Raw genomic sequence first — 16,883 nt, 5'->3', positions numbered from 1 at the left:
AAAATGGCGGGCAGTCTACGGCCCCGGACTTTGCCTGCGGGGCCGCTTGCTTTTTGAGCCCATGTCCCATCAGATCACCATCCAGCCCGCCGGCCGCGTCTACACGACCGAGGGCGACGACACCTTGCTTGCCGCGGCCATCCGCAACGGCGTCGGCCTGCCCTACGGCTGCAAGGACGGCGCCTGCGGCTCCTGCAAGAGCAAGCTGCTGGAAGGCGCCGTCATCCACGGCAACCACCAGCCCAAGGCTTTGTCGGCCGAGGAAGAGGCTGCCGGCTTCGTGCTGACCTGCTGCGCGCGGCCGCAGACCGATTGCACGATCGAAGCCCGCACGGTGCCCGGCGCCGGCGAGTTTCCGGTGCTGAAGCTGCCCACGCGCGTGGTCGCGATGCTGAAGCCCGCGCCCGACGTGGCCGTTCTGACGATGCAGCTGGCCGCCAACCAGAACTTCCAGTTCCGCGCCGGCCAGTACGTCGAATTCATCCTGCGCGACGGCTCGCGCCGCAGCTACTCGATGGCCAATGCGCCGCACAGCCTGCCCGGCCAGATCGAACTGCACATCCGCCACATGCCGGGTGGCAAGTTCACCGACCACGTGTTCGGCGCGCTGAAGGAAAAGGACATCCTGCGCATGGAGGGCCCGTTCGGCAGCTTCTTCCTGCGCGAGGACAGCGACAAACCCATCGTGCTGCTGGCCAGCGGCACGGGCTTCGCGCCCATCAAGGCCATCATGGAGCGCGCCCGTCACATCGAGTCGACCCGCCCCATGGTGCTGTACTGGGGCGCCCGCAAGCAGGCCGACCTGTACCTGAACGACTGGGCCGCGCAGGTCGCTGCCGAGTGGCCGCAACTGACCTATGTGCCCGTGCTGTCCGAGCCCGACGAGGGCTGGACGGGCCGCACCGGCTTTGTCCACCGCGCGGTGATGGCGGACCTGCCGAGCATGACCGGCCATCAGGTCTACGCCTGCGGCGCGCCCATCGTGGTCGAGTCGGCGCAGCGCGACTTCGTGTCGCAATGCAATTTGCCGGCGGAAGAGTTCTACGCCGACGCCTTCACCTCCGAAGCAGACAAGCACTGACATGTTCCAACCGCCGTGGACCGATCCTGCCGACCTGATCGGCTCGCTGCAACGCGACGGCGAAGCCGTCATCGCGCCGGATGCCCTGGCGACGCTGGGCGTGTCGGCGGTTGAGCTCGACGCGCTGAAACCCTGCTGGGACGACCTGCCGCCCGACGGCTACCTGCGCGATGGCGGCCGCTACCGCTTCCGCCGCCACGGTTGCTTCGTCGCCGACGGCAACACGCTGACGCTGCAGCCCCATCGCGCCCACTGGCAGCCGCTGGACTACAACGCGCTGCACGGCGGCATCCAGCGCTGGTTCGTGCCGCTGGCGCAGGAGATGGTCACTTCACCCGCATGGGCCGCGCTGCTGCTGGGCCTGGCCAGGACCGCGTCGGCGCTGAAAGGTGAACAGCCCTGGTTCATTGAGGCCCATCCGTTTCGCATCGACACCAGCGACGGCATCGGCCGGCCCACCCCCGAGGGCGCGCACCGCGACGGCGTGGACCTGGTGGCCGTGCTGTTCGTCGGCCGCCAGGGCGTCAAGGGCGGCGAGTCGCGCGTGTTCGACGCCGCCGGCCCAGCCGGCCAGCGCTTCACGATGACCCAGCCGTGGACCACGCTGCTGCTGGACGACGCCCGCGTGATCCACGAAACCACGCCCATCCAGCCGCTGGTGGCCGGCGAGCGCGGCTGGCGCGACACGCTGGTCATCACCCTGCGCAGCGGCGGCTTTCAAGGCCCCTGAGCCCTCGCCCCGATAAACTCCCGAACGGCCGCGCCAAAAGCGTGGCCGTTCTTCTTTCACTGCCGCGCCAAAAGCGCCTGACCGTCATGAACCCCTCTTCGATCTTCGGCCTGCCCGAGCAAGCCGCCCACGAGCGCGTGCTGCTCGCCACCGACCCGGCCACCGGCCTGAAGGCCATCCTGGCCGTGCACAGCACCGCCCGCGGCCCCGCTTTTGGCGGCTGCCGCCTGTGGCACTACGAATCGGAACTCGCCGCGCTGAACGACGCGCTGCGCCTGTCGCAAGGCATGAGCCTGAAGAACGCGCTGGCCGACCTGCCCTTCGGCGGCGGCAAGGCCGTCATCCTGAAGCCCGAAGGCCAGTTCGACCGCCCTGCCCTGTTCGCCGCCTTTGGCCGCGCGGTGCAGTCGCTGCAAGGCGCCTACATCACGGCCGAAGACGTCGGCACGACGACGGCCGACATGCGCGGCATGCAGGCCCAGACCTCCTACGTCAGCGGCATCCCGCGCGAACGCGCCTTCGGCGGTGACCCCAGCCCCAAGACGGCCTGGGGCGTGTTCGTCTCCATCCAGGCCGGTGCCCGCCTGGTGCTGGGCCGTTCGTCGCTGGAAGGCGTGCGCGTCGCGCTGCAAGGCCTGGGCGCCGTGGGCTGGCATCTGGCCGAATTCCTGCACCAGGCCGGCGCCAAGCTGGTCGTGGCTGACGTGGATGCGGCCAAGGTCGAGCGCGCCGTCGCGCAGTTCGGCGCGACGCGGGCCAATGTGGCCGAGATCCTCGCGGCCGATGTCGACGTGCTGGCGCCCTGCGCGCTGGGCGCGTCGCTGAACGAGCAGACCGTGCCGACCGTGCATGCCAAGCTGATCGCCGGCGCCGCCAACAACCAGCTGGCCACGGCCGCCGACGGCGACGCGCTGCAGCGCCGCGGCATCTGCTACCTGCCCGACTACCTGGTGAACGCCGGCGGCATCATCAGCGTGGCGCGCGAGTACCGCGGCGAGGGCGAGGAGGCCAAGGTCATGGCCGAGGTCAGCAAGATCGCCGAGCGTGTCGAGGAGCTGCTGCAGCGCGTGCAGCGCGCCGACTCGACACCGGCCCGCGTGGCCGACGACTGGGCGCGCTCCAAGCTCGTCCGCCCGGCCTGAGCCTGCCCCTGGGTTGGCTGGGGTTGCGCCCAGCCAACATCTAGAGAGACCTCTCAAGTCCAGGGTTTGTCTCGACCGGTTTGTCCTTCGGGTGACACGGGCGCTGCGCACAATCGGTGCGAGTTACGCCAGATAACCGGAGACAAACCCTATGCGACGCAATCCCCGTCCAGCGCGCGCGCTGCGACCCTTGCTGGCAGGCATGGCCCTGCTGCCCCTGGCCCTGACGGCCCATTCAGCGGGCTACCGCTTCGGCACCCAGAGCGCCGCCGCCGAAGGCACGGCCAACGCCAACGCCGCCGAGGCAGCCGATGCGAGCACGCTGTTCGCGAACCCCGCGGGCATCACGCGCCTGAGCGGCTGGAACTTCTCCGGCGTCATCGACTACGTCGACCCCAAGACCAAGTTCACCGACCAGGGGTCTTACATCTCCCTGCCCGGCACGGGCCTGCAGCCCCGATCGACGGGCACCGTCGGCGACACGATGAGCTTCGCCAAGGCGGCGGTCGTGCCCCATCTGTACGCCGCCTACAAGGCCTCCGACACGCTGGCCTATGGCGTCGGCTTCTTCGTGCCGTGGGGCACCAAGCTGGACTACCGCGCCGACTGGGGCGGCCGCTACAACCTGCAGAAGGTGGAGCTGAAGTCGTTCTCGCTGAACCCCAACGTCGCCTGGAAGGCCACGCCGGAGCTGTCACTGGCGGGTGGCATCAACCTGCAATACATGGAGGGCAAGCTGCGCCGCGCGGTGCCCTATGCCTCGGCCTACGCCAAGGGCCTGCTGGGTGCCGCGCAACAGGCGGCGGCCGGCGGCGCGCCCGGCCTGGCGCTGCAGTTGCAGCAGCAGGCGGCGCAGGTGTTCGGCAACCCGGCCTATGACGGCTCCATCGCCGTGGAAGGCAAGGACTGGAGCCTGGGCTTCAACCTGTCCATGCTGTGGGAGCCTGCGCCCGGCACGCGCGTGGGCCTGGCCTACCGCAGCAGCGTCAGCCACAAGCTCAAGGGCAGCGCCGACTGGACACAGCCCACCAACCTGCCCGCCAACGTGCTGGCGGCCATCACCGGCACCCCCTACAACGGCACGTCGGCGCTGGACCACAACGACTCCGACGCCAGCCTCGCGGTGCGCACGCCCGAGTCCGTCTCGCTGCACGGCTTCCAGCAACTGACGCCGACCATTGCCGTGATGGCCGACTTCATGTGGACGCGCGACTCGCGGCTGCAGCAGCTGCGCATCGACTTCGCGAACTCGACGGCCGACTCCATCACGCCCGAGCACTGGAAGGACAGCACCAAGGTGTCCGTCGGTGCGCAGTGGAAGGTGCTGCCCGCGCTGCTGCTGCGGGCCGGCTACAGCAAGGACTTGTCGCCCGTGCCCTCCAGCACGCGCAGCCCCGCGCTGCCCGACGCGCACCGCACCTGGCTGGCGCTGGGCGTCAACTGGGCCGTCACCGATGCCACCAGCGTCGACTTCTCGTTTGGCCACGTCAAGCTGAAGGACGCGGCGATGAATGCGACCGACGACGCAGAAGGCGAGACGCCCTGCAACTGCTCGTACGCGACCGCACGCGGCAACTACACGACCAAGGCCACCATCTTCGGTGTCCAGTTCAACCACAAGTTCTGAGGACGCGGACATCATGGACAGACGCAGTTTTCTCCGCCGCAGTGCCGCGCAAGCGGGCGCCCTCATCACCGCCTCCACGGCCCTGTCCAGCCTCGTCGGCTGCGGCGGCGGTGGCGACGCCGGTGCCCCCATCCAGCCGCTGCCGGACACCTTCCCCGGCTCGAGCACGCCGCTGCCGGCGACGCCGGCCGCCACCGGCGCCTACAAGTTCCCGCAGTCGGTCGCCTCGGGCGACCCCAAGCCCGACGGCGCCGTGCTGTGGGCCCGCGTGGTGCCGGGCAGCGCCGATGACGTGGCCAGCGCCACCGGCGGCGGCAGCTACACCGTCAAGCTGAACGTCAGCGCCGCCGCAGGCAACGCCGGGCTTCTCGGCACGACGACGACGCTGACCGGCACCGCGGACGCCACGGCCGATGTGCCGGTCTACGAGTTCTACGACCACACGCTGCGCCACCGCATCAGCGGTCTGCAGCCGGCCACCGTCTACTACTACCAGTTCACCGCCGGCGACAGCCGCTCGCGCGTGGGCCGCTTCAAGACGGCGCCGGCCAACGACGCCGACAACAGCGCGCTGAACTTCGCCTTCATCTCCTGCCAGGACTGGAGCGTCAACCACTGGGCCGGGCTGGACGCACTGGCCGCGGAGAACATCGACTTCATCGTCCACCTGGGCGACTACATCTACGAGGCCGTCGGCGCCGACTACCAGGCCGGCGGCGTGGAGAGCGCCCACACCGCACTGGCGCTGCCCAACGGCACGACGCTGCCCGGTGGCGGCAAGTACGCGACGACCATCGCCGACTACCGCTACCTCTACAAGCGCTACCGCACCGACCGCCGCCTGCAGGCGCTGCACGAGCGCTTCGCCTACGTGGCCGTCTGGGACGACCACGAGTTCAGCGACGACTGCTGGCAGGACCGCGAGACCTACGACAACGGCACGTTCAACACCACGACGCAGGTCGGCGACAACACGGCGCAGACCTCGCGCCGCATGGCCGCCAACCAGGCCTGGTTCGAGAACATGCCGGCCGACATTTCGTTCACGCTGGACCCCGGCCAGGGCATCACCGCCATCCGCATCTACCGCGACCTGAAGTTCGGCAAGCTGCTGCACCTCGTCATGACCGACGAGCGCCTGTACCGCGCCGACCACCTGATCCCCGAGGCCGCGCCCAGCCCGCTGACGGGCCAGCCGCTGGGCTCCATCGGCGCGCGCTACATGGTGCCGGCCGACACGCTGGCCGCCGTCGAGGCCGCCAAGATCACGGCCGGCGCGTCGCTGCCCGACCCGCTGGCGCTGGTCAGCATCCTGGGCGGCGCGCAGCGCCAGTGGTGGGTGCAGACCATGACCACGTCGACCGCCCTGTGGAAGGTCTGGGGCAACGAGGTCTCGCTGCTGAAGATGGGCATCGACGGCAACAAGATCCCGGCCGCACCGGCCGCCTTCAAGGCCAAGTTCGTGCTGAACGCCGACCAGTGGGACGGCTTCAACGGCGAGCGCAAATACCTGATGGGCCAACTGCTGGCCAAGGGCGTGAAGAACGTCGTGGCCGTCACGGGCGACATCCACGCCTTCTACGCCGGCGTCGTCATGGCCGACTACAACGCCGCCACGCCGGTGCCGGCGATGGTGGACCTGGTCACGGCCGGCGTGTCCAGCAACTCCAACTTCAGCTACTTCTACGGTGCGGCCACGCAGCCGGCCTTCGCGGCGCTGAAGCCGTTGGTGGCCACCAGCGAAGCCGAGGCCGAAGCCATCGCGATCCAGATCCTGAGCGCAGCCATCGCCATCGGCGCGGGCGTGACGGACCTCAGCAACACGGCCGCCATCCAGGCGGCGGTGGCGGCCGCCATCGGCGCAGGCCTGGTGCCGGCCGCGGCCTTTGCGCCGACCGCAGGCCTGTCCACGGCCGTCATCGTCACCTTCGACGAGACGCAGGCCGGCACGATGGGCACCATCGTCGCCAATACCATCGCCGGGTTGGCCGGTGCAGCGAAGTCGGTCGCCGCGATGACGCTCTTCGGGCTGATCCGGCAGAAGCTGGCCACCGCGCTGGGCATCCCGACCTCGGCCGTGCCGGTGTCCGAGATCGTCAAGCGCCTGAACCCGTTCGCCGACTCGACCACGGCCGCTCCGCCGCCGGTCAACAACCCGTGGATCAAGCATGTGGACAGCGACGCCCAGGGCTATGCGGTCGTGTCCCTGAGCAAGACCGAGCTGCTGTGTGACTTCAAGAAGGTCGCGCGCCAGGTCGGCGGCGTGGCGCCGACGACGCCGGTGGCCAGCGTCAAGCGCGTGCGCGTGGCAGCCGGCGTGACGGACGTGACCGTGGTCTGAGCCGGACCGGCTCCAAACACAAACGCCTGGCACTGCCAGGCGTTTGTTCATCGAGCGGCCGCCGTGGAACTGGCTTTGCCAGGCCACTGGCGGCGCCCCCTTGAGGGGGAGGCGCGTCAGCGCCTCGGGGGTGGGCGTCTACTCGCCGAGGTAGGCGGCGCGGACCTTGGGGTCGTTCAAGAGCGCCTTGCCGTCGCCCTCCATCGTCACCTCGCCGGACTCCATCACATAGCCCCGGTTGGCCAGCTGCAGCGCGCGGCTGGCGTTCTGCTCGACGAGCAGCACCGTCACGCCCTGCTGGTGGATGTCGTTCACGACCTCGAAGATCTTGTCCACCATGATGGGCGACAAGCCCATGGACGGCTCGTCCAGCAGCAGCACCTTGGGGCGGGCCATCAGCGCGCGGCCCATGGCCAGCATCTGCTGCTCGCCGCCGGACATCGTGCCGGCCAGCTGCTTGGCGCGCTCCTTCAGGCGCGGGAACAGGCCGAAGACCTTGTCGATGTCGGCCTGGATCTCGCCATCCTTGCGGTTGTAGGCGCCCATCAGCAGGTTCTCGGTGATGGTCATGCGCGTGAACGTGCCACGGCCCTCGGGCACCATGACCAGGCCTTGCTTGGCCAGGTCCCAGGCACCCTGGCCCTTGATGGCCTTGCCGAGGTATTCCACGCTGCCGGCGGCCACCGGCTGCAGGCCGGTGATGGCCTTCAGCGTGGTCGTCTTGCCGGCGCCGTTGGCGCCGATCAGCGACACCAGTTCGCCCTCGCGCACCTCGAAGCTGACGCCCTTGACGGCCTGGATGCCGCCGTAGGCCACCTTCAGGCCGCTGACTTTGAGAAGGGTTTGTGCCATGTCGTTCGTCCCTCTCAGTGGTTCTTGTGGCCGGCGCCGAGGTAGGCCTCGATCACCTTCTCATTGCGCTGCACGTCGTACGGCGTGCCTTCGGCGATCTGCTTGCCGTAGTCCAGCACCGTCACACGGTCGCACAGGCCCATGACCAGCTTCACGTCGTGCTCGATGAGCAGGATGGTGCGGCCGTCGTTGCGGATGCGGTCGATGAGCTCGCGCAGCACGACCTTCTCGGTCGCGTTCATGCCGGCGGCGGGCTCGTCCAGCGCGATCAGCTGCGGGTCAGTGGCCAGCGCACGGGCGATCTCCAGGCGACGCTGGTCGCCGTAGCTCAGCGTGCGCGCCTTGAACTCCGCGTACTTGCCGATGCCGACATAGTCCAGCAGCTCCTGGGCACGTGCCTTGATGGCGGCCTCCTCGGCCTTGAACTTGGGCGTGCGGAACACGGCGCCGATCAGGCCGGACTTGGTGCGGATGTGGCGACCGACCATCACGTTCTCGATCGCCGTCATGTCGGCGAACAGGCGGATGTTCTGGAAGGTGCGCGCGATGCCGGCCTTGGCGACCTGGTGCACGGCCTGCGGCGTGTAGGGCGTGCCGCCCAGCGAGAAGCTGCCGCCGTCGGGCGTGTACAAGCCCGTGATGACGTTGAAGAAGGTGGTCTTGCCGGCACCGTTGGGGCCGATCAGGCCGTAGACCTGGCCGCGCTGGATCTGGATGCCGACGTCGGACAGGGCTTGCACGCCGCCGAAACGCTTGGACGCGCCGCTGACGTTGAGAACGATGTTGTCGTGTGTGCTCATGTTGTGCCCCTCCTCACTTCACGGCAGCCGGAGCCGCCTTGCCGTGCTCGGGCGACGGCCACAGGCCGCGCGGCCGGATCAGCATGATGGAGATCATGGCCAGCGCGACGAGCAGCTGGCGCAGGATGGACGCGTCGATGCGGCCGCCCGTCATGCTCTGGATGTCGCCGGCCACGTAGCGCAGCACCTCGGGCAGCGCCGACAGCATCAGCGCGCCGAGGATGACGCCGGGGATGTGGCCGATGCCACCCAGCACGACCATCGCAACGATCATGACCGACTCCTGCAGGCTGAACGACTCGGGTGACACGAAGCCCTGGAAGCTCGCGAACATCGAGCCCGCCACGCCGCCGAAGGTGGCGCCCATGCCGAAGGCCAGCAGCTTCAGGTTGCGGGTGTTGATGCCCATGGCCTTGGCCGCGATCTCGTCCTCGCGGATGGCCATCCACGCGCGGCCGATGCGCGAGTTCTCCAGCCGGTAGCAGATCACCACGCTGGCCACGACCAGCGCCAGGAACAGGTAGTAGTACAGCGTCACCGACGGCAGCGTGAAGCCGAACACTTCCCAGGACTTGCCCAGGTCCACGCCCCAGATGTGGAAGGAGTCGATCTGGCCGATGCCGCGCGGGCCGTTGGTGATGTTGAGCGGGTACTCGAGGTTGTTCAGGAACACGCGGATGATTTCGCCGAAGCCCAGCGTGACGATGGCAAGGTAGTCGCCACGCAGCTTCAGCGTCGGCGCGCCCAGCACGACACCGAACAGCGCCGCGATGCCCGCCGCCATCGGGATGACGAACCAGATCGGCGAATGCAGGCCGGTCGGGAAGGCCGCCTGGATGGCCTCGAAGTTCTCACTCAGGTGCGGGCTGGCCAGCAGCGCGAACATGTAGGAGCCGACCGCGTAGAAGGCCACGTAGCCCAAGTCCAGCAGGCCGGCATAGCCGACGACGATGTTCAGGCCCAGCGCCAGCAGCACGTACAGCAGCGCGAGGTCGATGATGCGGACGGGACCGTTGCCGAGCTGCTGCGCGAACAGCGGCACGACCAGCAGGCCCACGGCCGCGGCGAGGAAGGTGACGAGTTTCTTGGCTTGCATGATGTTTCCTCCCTCAGGCGCGATCGGCCACACGCTCGCCCAGCAGGCCCGAGGGGCGCAGCGTCAGCACGAGGATGAGGGCGATGAAGGCGAAGATGTCGGCATAGTGGCTGCCCAGCACGCCGCCGGTCAGGTCACCCAGATAGCCGGCGCCGATGGCCTCGATGAGGCCCAGCAGCACGCCGCCCACCACGGCACCGGCCAGGTTGCCGATGCCGCCAAGCACGGCAGCCGTGAAGGCCTTCAGGCCCGGCATGAAGCCCATGGTGTGCTGCACGGTGCCGTAGTTGGCGGCCCACATCAGGCCGGCAACGGCCGCCAGTGCGGCGCCGATGACGAACGTGGTGGAGATGATGAAGTCGGGCTTCACGCCCATCAGGCCGGCCACGCGCGGGTTCTCGGCGGTGGCGCGCATCGCGCGGCCCAGCTTCGTGAAGTTCACGAGGTACATCAGGCCCGCGAGGATGACCACGGTGAGGCCCAGGATCAGGCACTGCGTGACCGTGATGACGGGGCCGCCCAGGTCGAACGGCGTCGTCGGCAGCAGCAGCGGGAAGGGCTTGGGGTTCGGCTTCCAGATGATCATCGCCAGCACCTGCAGCAGCAGCGACATGCCCATGGCAGTGATCAGCGGCGCCAGGCGCGGCGCGTTGCGCAGCGGGCGGTAGGCGATCTTCTCGACCGCGTAGTTCAGCACCGAGCAGACGACGATGGCGGCCGCGAGGCCGATCAGCATCAACAGCCAGCCGGGGATGCCCGAATCGGCCAGCAGCGTGACCAGCGTCCAGCTGACCATCGCACCGACCATCAGGATCTCGCCGTGGGCGAAATTGATGAGGTTGATGATGCCGTAGACCATCGTGTAGCCGAGTGCGACGAGGGCATACATGCTCCCCAGCACCAGGCCGTTGATGATCTGTTGAATCAGAGTCTCCATGAGGGCTCCAGAAGATTTTGTTGGGCGCAGCATGCGCCACGCGACCTGGGGTGAATCGCAACCCTCATGCCAATCACGGCGTTTCAAGGGTATTCACCGACGGCCTGAAACAACCAACCGTTCGATCCGGCCCACGGCGCTGGCTGCGGTCGGATTTCACGAGTGTGGAGCAGCAAAACCTGGGCGGAAATCCGCACAAACCGCAGCGCACGCAGGCGGTTCTCCGCCAGGACCTAAAAAACTGCCGCGGCGCGCGCCATCACGCCTGCGGCGTGGGCAAACTACACGGCCCTCTGCCATGGTTGTGTCCTCTTCTTTCTCCCGCCCCCGCGCCCCTGCGCTGCGCCTGCTGCGCCTGCTGAGCCGGCCAGGCTTTCATCTGTTCGCGACGGGCCTGCTGATGGTGCTCGGCTTCGTGCTGGCGCACCGCTTGAGCGAACGCAGCGGCCGCGAGCAGTTGTCCGCCCTCAGCACCGAGCGGCTGGAGCTGTACGCGTCCAACCTCGCCGCCGAGCTGGGCCGCCAGGCGTCGCTACCCAGCCTGCTGGCCATCGACCCGACGCTGCAGGCGCTGATGCAGGCGCCGCAGGATGCGGAGCGCCGCCGTGCGGCCAGCCAGATGCTGGCCCGCGTCAACGTGCGCGCCGGCACGCACCAGATCTTCGTCGCCGACACCCAGGGCCAGGTCTTGTCCGCCAGCGAGGTGTTGACGCCGCCGGCTCGCCTCACCGAGGCGCTGGCGCAGGGCCGCAGCCACTTCTTCGCCGCCGACCCCAGCACCGGCAGCACGGACTTCTACCTGCTGCACCCGCTGCGCCAGGCGAGCGCGCCCGTGGGCGTCATCGTCGTGCGCTTCAACCTCGCGCCGCTGGAGGCGACGTGGATCGACCTGGGCCTGCGCACGCAGGGCGAACGCATCCTCGTCGCCGACGACCAGGACGTGGTCATCATGAGTTCGGTGCAGGCCTGGAAGTACGCCGTGCTGGACCACGCCGACCCGTCGCGCCGCCAGGCCTTGCAGGCCAGCGCGCGCTACCCGCAGGCCATAGGCCCCGACCTGGAGCTGCCGGTGACGCTGGAGGTGCACCAGGGCCAGCAGGTGCGGCTGCCGCTGCCGGGCAGCCGGCCCATGCTGGCCCAGCAGCGCCAGATCGTGCCGCTGGGGCTGCGGCTGGTGGCGCTGTCGGACCTGACCGAGGTGCGCCAGCGCGCGCAGCTCGCCGCCTGGGGCGGCGCCGCGTTCGGCGCCAGCATCGGTCTGCTGGCGCTGTACCTGTCGTCCCGCCGGCGCGCCCTGCGCCAGCTCTTCAAGGCGCAGACCGACCTGCAGCAAACCCACGCCCAGCTGGAGCAACTGGTGGACAGCCKCACAGCCGAGCTGCGCCAGACCAACGACGCGCTGAAGAGCCAGATCGCGCAGCGCCTGCAGACCGAGGGCGAGCTGCTGCAGGCCAGCAAGCTGGCCGTGCTGGGCCAGATGTCGGCCGGCCTGTCGCATGAGGTCAATCAGCCGCTGACGGCGCTGCGCGCGCTGGCGCGCAACTCCATCCGCCTGCTGGAAAGCGGCCGCCAGGACGCCGTGGCCGCCAACCTGCAGATCATGGACGACATGGTCGAGCGCATGAGCCAGATCACGCGCCAGCTGAAGAGCTTCGCGCGCAAGGCCGACGACCAGGTGACGGGCGCCGTGCCGCTGCTGGGCTGCGTGCGCAACGCGCTGCTGCTGCTGGAGCACCGCAGCCGCGCACTGGACCTGCGCTGCGACATCGACGTCGCCGCGGGCTTGCGCGTGCGGGCCGAGGCCAACCGGCTGGAGCAGGTGCTGGTCAACCTGTTCGGCAATGCCATCGACGCGATGCAGAACGAGCCCGAGCGCCACCTGCGCGTGCAAGCCGTCTCGCTGGACGCGGGCCGGCGCGTGCTCGTCAAGGTGCAGGACAGCGGCGCGGGCGTCAGCGACGAGCAGCTGCAACACCTCTTCGAGCCCTTCTTCACCACCAAGCCGGCCGGCGAAGGGCTGGGCCTGGGCCTGGTGATTTCGGCCAAGATCGTGCATGAGTTCGGCGGTGCGCTGCGCGCGGAGCGGCTGCAGCACGGCATGAGTTTCGAGTTCGACCTCGCCGTCGACTCTTGGGAAGCGGAGGCAGTCGATGTTTGAAGGCTACAAGGTCGTGTTCGTCGAGGACGACCTGCCGGYGCGGGTCAGCCTCACGCAGACGCTGGAGCTGGAAGGCCTCACCGTCGTGCCCTGCCGCAGCGCCGAGGAGGCCCTGCCCCACATCCAGCCCGGCGCACCGCTCATCGTCATCACCGACGTGCGCCTGCCCGGCATGGACGGCCGCGCGCTGCTGGCCCATGTGCAGGCCACCGACCCGGGCATCCCGACCATCCTGATCACCGCCCACGGCGACGTGGCCATGGCCGTGCAGTCCATGCGCGCCGGCGCCTACGACTTCATCGAGAAGCCGTTTGCACCCGAGCGCCTGCTGGACGTGGCCTGCCGCGCGCTGGACCTGCGCACGCTGCGCCACTCGGCCGACGAGTTGCGCGCGCAGCTGCAGCGCGCCAGCGGCATCGAGGCTGCGCTGCTGGGCCAGTCGCCGGCCATGCAACAGCTGCGCCGCCAGGTGCTGAACCTGGCCGGCACCTCGGCCGACGTGCTCATCGTCGGCGAGACCGGCACCGGCAAGGAGCTGGTGGCGCGCTGCCTGCACGACCAGAGCGCCCGCCRCGACCGCCACTTCGTCGCCATCAACTGCGGCGGCCTGCCCGAGGCGCTGTTCGAAAGCGAGCTGTTCGGCCACGAGCCCGGCTCGTTCACGTCGGCTGCCAAGCGCCGCATCGGCAAGATCGAGCATGCCAACGGCGGCACGCTGCTGCTGGACGAGATCGAGACCATGCCCATCGCGCTGCAGATCAAGCTGCTGCGCGTGCTGCAGGAGCGGCGCATCGAGCGGCTGGGCTCCAACGAGGAGCTGCCGATCAATGTGCGCTTCATCGCGGCCAGCAAGTCTGACTTGCGCGAGCAGGCGGCCAAGAACGAGTTCCGCAGCGACCTCTACTACCGCCTCAACATCGCCACGCTGACGTTGCCACCGCTGCGCGAGCGCCGCGAGGACATCCCGCTGCTGTTCGAGCATTTCGTCGTGCAGGCCTGTGCCCGCTACGAGCGCGCAGCGCCCGAGCTGACGCCCGAGAAGCTGCGTGAGCTGATGGCGCACGACTGGCCCGGCAACGTGCGCGAGATCCGCAACGCGGCCGACCGCTTCGTGCTGGCGCTGGACGACTTGGACCCGCAAGCCGCGCTTGAGGCTGCACCGTCGCTGAACCTGGCGCGGCAGATGGACCTCATCGAGAAGACGCTGATCGAGCAGGCATTGCGCCGCACGCAGGGCAAGGTGCCGGCGGCAATGGAACTGCTGGGCACGCCACGCAAGACGCTGTATGACAAGCTGAACCGGCATGGCATCCAGCTGGATGCCTTCCGTTAGCGGTACTTGTCCGGGTCCGGCGAATCGGTCGGCTTCGCGATGACGCGGCGAAAGGCTGCGCTCATGGGCAGTTTCAAGTTCAGCCCAAGTGCCGGCAGCGGCTGCTCGAACCAGCGGCGATAGATTGCATGGATCTCACCGCTGCGGTACAGGCCCGCCAGCACCTCGTCCACCAGCGCCTTGAACTGCGGGTCGCCCTTGCGCAAGCCGATGGCATAGGGCTCGACGGTCAGCGCCTGGTCGGAGATGCGATAGTCGTCGGCGCCCGGGCCCTGCTGCGCCAGCAGGCTGCGCAGCAGCACGTCGTCCATCAGGAAGGCCGACGCGCGGCCACTGCGCAGCATCTGGAAGCCCTCGGGGTCGTCCAGCCCGCCGAGGATGCGGATGCCCAGGCCCTGCTGCTCGTTGACCTTGGCCAGGTGCTGGATGCTGGTCGTGCCGATGGTGGACGCCACGGCCAGGCCGCGCAGGTCCGCCAGGCCTTGCACGCGCTCGCCACCGCGCGTCATCAGCCGTGTCTCGGCCACGAAGATGGTCAGCGAGAAGCCCTGGTTGCGCGCCCGCTCGGCGGTGTGCGTCGTGATGCCGCATTCCAGGTCCAGCGTGCCGTTGATGACCAGCGGCATGCGCGTGGCGGATGCGACCTCCACGCGGCGCACTTCAACGTCGGGCATCTGCAGCTTGATGCGCACGGCGGCGACGATGCGGTCGCAGAGTTCGACCGTGTAGCCGGTGGGGCGCAGCTGCGCGTCCAGGTAGGAGAACGGCAGCGACGCCGGCCGGTAGCCGATGACGATGACGCCGGTGTCCCGCACGCGCGTCAGCGTGGGGCCGTCGGCCGCATGCGCCAGGCCGACGCACAGCGCAGCCAGCGCCGCGCTAAGCCTCGCCAGCCGCTTCATCATCCAGCCGGCGCAGTTCAGCCAGCTTGTCGCCAATCTTCTGCTCCAGGCCGCGCGGCACCGGTGCGTACCAGCGCTGGTCTTCCAGGCCGTCGGGCAGGTATTGCTCGCCCGCCGCGTAGCCGCCCGGCTCGTCATGCGCATAGCGGTAGGCCTTGCCATAGCCCAGGTCCTTCATCAGCCGCGTCGGCGCGTTGCGCAGATGCTCGGGCACCGGGCGCGACGTGTCCTGCTTGATGAAACTGCGCACCGCACCAAACGCCTTGTAGACGGCGTTCGACTTGGGCGCGATGGCGAGGAACACCACCGCTTCGGCCAGCGCCAGCTCGCCCTCGGGCGAGCCCAGGCGCTCGTAGGCCTCGGCGGCGTCCAGCGTGATACGCAGCGCGCGCGGGTCGGCCAGGCCGATGTCCTCGCTGGCCATGCGGATCAGGCGACGCGAGATGTAGCGGGCGTCGACGCCGCCATCCAGCATGCGCGCGAACCAGTACAGCGCGCCGTCCGGGCTGCTGCCGCGCACGGACTTGTGCAGGGCCGAGATGACGTCGTAGAACTGGTCGCCGCCCTTGTCGTAGCGGCGCAGCTGCTCGCCCAACGTGCGCTCCAACAGTGCTTCGTCGATCAGCTGGCCGTTGGCAAGCGACGCGGCGGACTCCAGTGCGTTCAGCAGCCGGCGCGCATCGCCGTCGGCATAGCCGATGAGACGGCTCGCGGCATCCTGCGTCGGCGGCTGCACGCCCAGCTCGGCCGCGCCGCGCGCGATCAGCTGGCCCAGCTCCTCGGCGTCCAGGCTCTTCAGCACCTGCACCTGGGCGCGCGACAACAGCGCCGAATTGACCTCGAAGCTCGGGTTCTCCGTCGTCGCACCGATGAAGGTGAACAGGCCCGACTCGACATGCGGCAGGAAGGCGTCCTGCTGGGCCTTGTTGAAGCGGTGCACTTCGTCGACAAAGACCACCGTGCGCCGGCCCTGCTGCGCGGCGATCTGCGCGCGGTCCACGGCCTCGCGGATGTCCTTCACGCCGCCCAGCACGGCCGAGATGGCGATGAACTGCGCGTCGAAGGCACCGGCCACCAGCCGTGCCAGCGTCGTCTTGCCGACGCCCGGCGGGCCCCACAGGATCATGCTCTGCAGCCGCCCGGCCTCGAAAGCCGCGCGCAAAGGCATGCCAGGCCCCAGCAAGTGGCGCTGGCCGATGACCTCGTCCAGCGTCTTCGGCCGCAGCCGTTCGGCCAGCGGCGGCGCAGGCGGGTCGGCGTCGAAGAGAGACGCGGTGCTCACTGCTCGATCAGATCGGCCCCGGCCGGCAGCTTGAACTGGAAGCGCTCGGCAGGCAGCGCCACATTGGCCTGCACCGCACTGAAATCCAGCCGCGAGCGCTGCCCGAAGCCGTCGACGATCTCCATCGCCGCCAGCTCCTTACCCTTGAAGCCCAGCTTGAGCGACTGGATGGTCGACTCGGCCTGCTTGGGCGCGGCCAACACCCAGTCCAGGCCCGCCTCGGCAGGCTGGGCCTTCAGCGTGAAATCGCGTTCGAGGTTGCTGCCGGCCAGCAGCGCGGCGGGCGTGGCGCCCAGCGCATCGGCCAGCTTGCGCGAGCTGGCTTGGTTCAGGTCGGCGTCGTAGATCCAGACCTTGTGGCCGTCCGCGACGATGACCTGCTCGAAGGGCTTGGCATAGGCGAAGCGGAACTGGTTGGGGCGCTGGAACTCGAAGGAGCCGGACGACACCTTCTTGCGCTTGCCGTCGGGCGACGTGACCGTCTGCGTGAAGTTGGCCTTGCCGCTCTTCACGTCGCGACCGAAGTCGCGCAGTGCGTCGACTGCGTCGGCATGGACCGCGCCGGCAAGCAAGAGGCTGAGGGTGACAAGGATGCGCTTCAT

General features: G+C 69.0%; 14 protein-coding genes. 7 read left to right on the top strand and 7 right to left on the bottom strand.

Going from position 1 to position 16,883, the window contains the following annotated elements:
* Positions 1 to 61: 61 nt before the first annotated feature.
* The 5 genes from AC1D29_RS04520 (at position 62) to AC1D29_RS04500 (ending at position 6,921) form a co-directional block, all read left to right on the top strand.
* Positions 62 to 1,081, top strand: a complete 1,020-nt coding sequence (locus AC1D29_RS04520) for a CDP-6-deoxy-delta-3,4-glucoseen reductase (protein ID WP_477894704.1) — start codon at positions 62 to 64, stop codon at positions 1,079 to 1,081.
* Position 1,082: 1 nt separating this feature from the next.
* Positions 1,083 to 1,811, top strand: a complete 729-nt coding sequence (locus AC1D29_RS04515) for a 2OG-Fe dioxygenase family protein (RefSeq protein WP_477894703.1) — start codon at positions 1,083 to 1,085, stop codon at positions 1,809 to 1,811.
* A gap of 86 nt (positions 1,812 to 1,897) precedes the next feature.
* The gene (locus AC1D29_RS04510; RefSeq protein ID WP_477894702.1) at positions 1,898 to 2,953 is read left to right on the top strand and encodes a Leu/Phe/Val dehydrogenase; all 1,056 of its coding nucleotides are present in this window, start codon (positions 1,898 to 1,900) and stop codon (positions 2,951 to 2,953) included.
* A gap of 202 nt (positions 2,954 to 3,155) precedes the next feature.
* Positions 3,156 to 4,580 carry an OmpP1/FadL family transporter gene (locus tag AC1D29_RS04505; protein ID WP_477894701.1) on the top strand — a complete coding sequence of 475 codons (1,425 nt, stop codon included), beginning with the start codon at positions 3,156 to 3,158 and terminating at the stop codon, positions 4,578 to 4,580.
* A 13-nt stretch (positions 4,581 to 4,593) separates the two neighbouring features.
* Complete coding sequence (locus AC1D29_RS04500) at positions 4,594 to 6,921, top strand: alkaline phosphatase D family protein (RefSeq protein WP_477894700.1); 2,328 nt, start codon at positions 4,594 to 4,596, stop codon at positions 6,919 to 6,921.
* A 138-nt stretch (positions 6,922 to 7,059) separates the two neighbouring features.
* Here AC1D29_RS04500 and AC1D29_RS04495 read toward each other — a convergent pair whose 3' ends face one another.
* From AC1D29_RS04495 to AC1D29_RS04480, 4 genes are read right to left on the bottom strand one after another with little or no spacing between them, the layout of a single operon-like run.
* The gene (locus AC1D29_RS04495) at positions 7,060 to 7,773 is read right to left on the bottom strand and encodes an ABC transporter ATP-binding protein (protein WP_477894699.1); all 714 of its coding nucleotides are present in this window, start codon (positions 7,771 to 7,773) and stop codon (positions 7,060 to 7,062) included.
* Between the two features lie 14 nt (positions 7,774 to 7,787).
* Positions 7,788 to 8,573: an ABC transporter ATP-binding protein gene (locus AC1D29_RS04490; protein ID WP_477894698.1), complete on the bottom strand. Its 786-nt coding sequence runs from the start codon at positions 8,571 to 8,573 to the stop codon at positions 7,788 to 7,790.
* 13 nt (positions 8,574 to 8,586) lie between these two features.
* Entirely contained in the window at positions 8,587 to 9,669 is a 1,083-nt protein-coding gene (locus tag AC1D29_RS04485; protein WP_477894697.1) for a branched-chain amino acid ABC transporter permease, read from the bottom strand.
* A 13-nt stretch (positions 9,670 to 9,682) separates the two neighbouring features.
* On the bottom strand, positions 9,683 to 10,606 hold the full coding sequence (locus tag AC1D29_RS04480) for a branched-chain amino acid ABC transporter permease (RefSeq protein ID WP_477894696.1): 924 nt from the start codon (positions 10,604 to 10,606) through the stop codon (positions 9,683 to 9,685).
* 298 nt (positions 10,607 to 10,904) lie between these two features.
* Between AC1D29_RS04480 and AC1D29_RS04475 the strand changes: the two genes are divergently transcribed.
* Positions 10,905 to 12,764 (top strand): sensor histidine kinase, encoded by a 1,860-nt coding sequence (locus AC1D29_RS04475; RefSeq protein WP_477894695.1) that lies wholly within the window; start codon positions 10,905 to 10,907, stop codon positions 12,762 to 12,764.
* On the top strand, positions 12,757 to 14,097 hold the full coding sequence (locus tag AC1D29_RS04470) for a sigma-54-dependent transcriptional regulator (RefSeq protein WP_477894694.1): 1,341 nt from the start codon (positions 12,757 to 12,759) through the stop codon (positions 14,095 to 14,097). Before AC1D29_RS04475 ends, AC1D29_RS04470 begins: the two co-directional genes overlap by 8 nt.
* On the opposite strand, the gene AC1D29_RS04465 is transcribed toward AC1D29_RS04470, so the two are convergent.
* From AC1D29_RS04465 to lolA, 3 genes are read right to left on the bottom strand one after another with little or no spacing between them, the layout of a single operon-like run.
* Positions 14,094 to 15,035 (bottom strand): amino acid ABC transporter substrate-binding protein, encoded by a 942-nt coding sequence (locus AC1D29_RS04465; protein ID WP_477894693.1) that lies wholly within the window; start codon positions 15,033 to 15,035, stop codon positions 14,094 to 14,096. The two genes, AC1D29_RS04470 and AC1D29_RS04465, sit on opposite strands and share 4 nt — an antisense overlap.
* Positions 14,977 to 16,281, bottom strand: a complete 1,305-nt coding sequence (locus tag AC1D29_RS04460; RefSeq protein ID WP_477894692.1) for a replication-associated recombination protein A — start codon at positions 16,279 to 16,281, stop codon at positions 14,977 to 14,979. The genes AC1D29_RS04465 and AC1D29_RS04460 overlap by 59 nt, the downstream gene beginning before the upstream one ends.
* Positions 16,278 to 16,883 carry an outer membrane lipoprotein periplasmic chaperone LolA gene (gene lolA, locus AC1D29_RS04455; RefSeq protein WP_477894691.1) on the bottom strand — a complete coding sequence of 202 codons (606 nt, stop codon included), beginning with the start codon at positions 16,881 to 16,883 and terminating at the stop codon, positions 16,278 to 16,280. Before lolA ends, AC1D29_RS04460 begins: the two co-directional genes overlap by 4 nt.

The sequence above is a fragment of the Roseateles sp. P1_C6 genome (genome assembly GCF_056406315.1).
This window is presented reverse-complemented; position numbering and strand designations above follow the sequence as displayed.

Coding starts and splice junctions, on each gene's coding strand:
- AC1D29_RS04485 (WP_477894697.1), bottom strand. CDS start 9,669: ATGCAAGCCAAGAAACTCGTCACCTTCCTCGCCGCGGCCGTGGGCCTG.
- AC1D29_RS04480 (WP_477894696.1), bottom strand. CDS start 10,606: ATGGAGACTCTGATTCAACAGATCATCAACGGCCTGGTGCTGGGGAGC.
- AC1D29_RS04515 (WP_477894703.1), top strand. CDS start 1,083: ATGTTCCAACCGCCGTGGACCGATCCTGCCGACCTGATCGGCTCGCTG.
- AC1D29_RS04500 (WP_477894700.1), top strand. CDS start 4,594: ATGGACAGACGCAGTTTTCTCCGCCGCAGTGCCGCGCAAGCGGGCGCC.
- lolA (WP_477894691.1), bottom strand. CDS start 16,883: ATGAAGCGCATCCTTGTCACCCTCAGCCTCTTGCTTGCCGGCGCGGTC.
- AC1D29_RS04510 (WP_477894702.1), top strand. CDS start 1,898: ATGAACCCCTCTTCGATCTTCGGCCTGCCCGAGCAAGCCGCCCACGAG.
- AC1D29_RS04505 (WP_477894701.1), top strand. CDS start 3,156: ATGGCCCTGCTGCCCCTGGCCCTGACGGCCCATTCAGCGGGCTACCGC.
- AC1D29_RS04520 (WP_477894704.1), top strand. CDS start 62: ATGTCCCATCAGATCACCATCCAGCCCGCCGGCCGCGTCTACACGACC.
- AC1D29_RS04495 (WP_477894699.1), bottom strand. CDS start 7,773: ATGGCACAAACCCTTCTCAAAGTCAGCGGCCTGAAGGTGGCCTACGGC.
- AC1D29_RS04490 (WP_477894698.1), bottom strand. CDS start 8,573: ATGAGCACACACGACAACATCGTTCTCAACGTCAGCGGCGCGTCCAAG.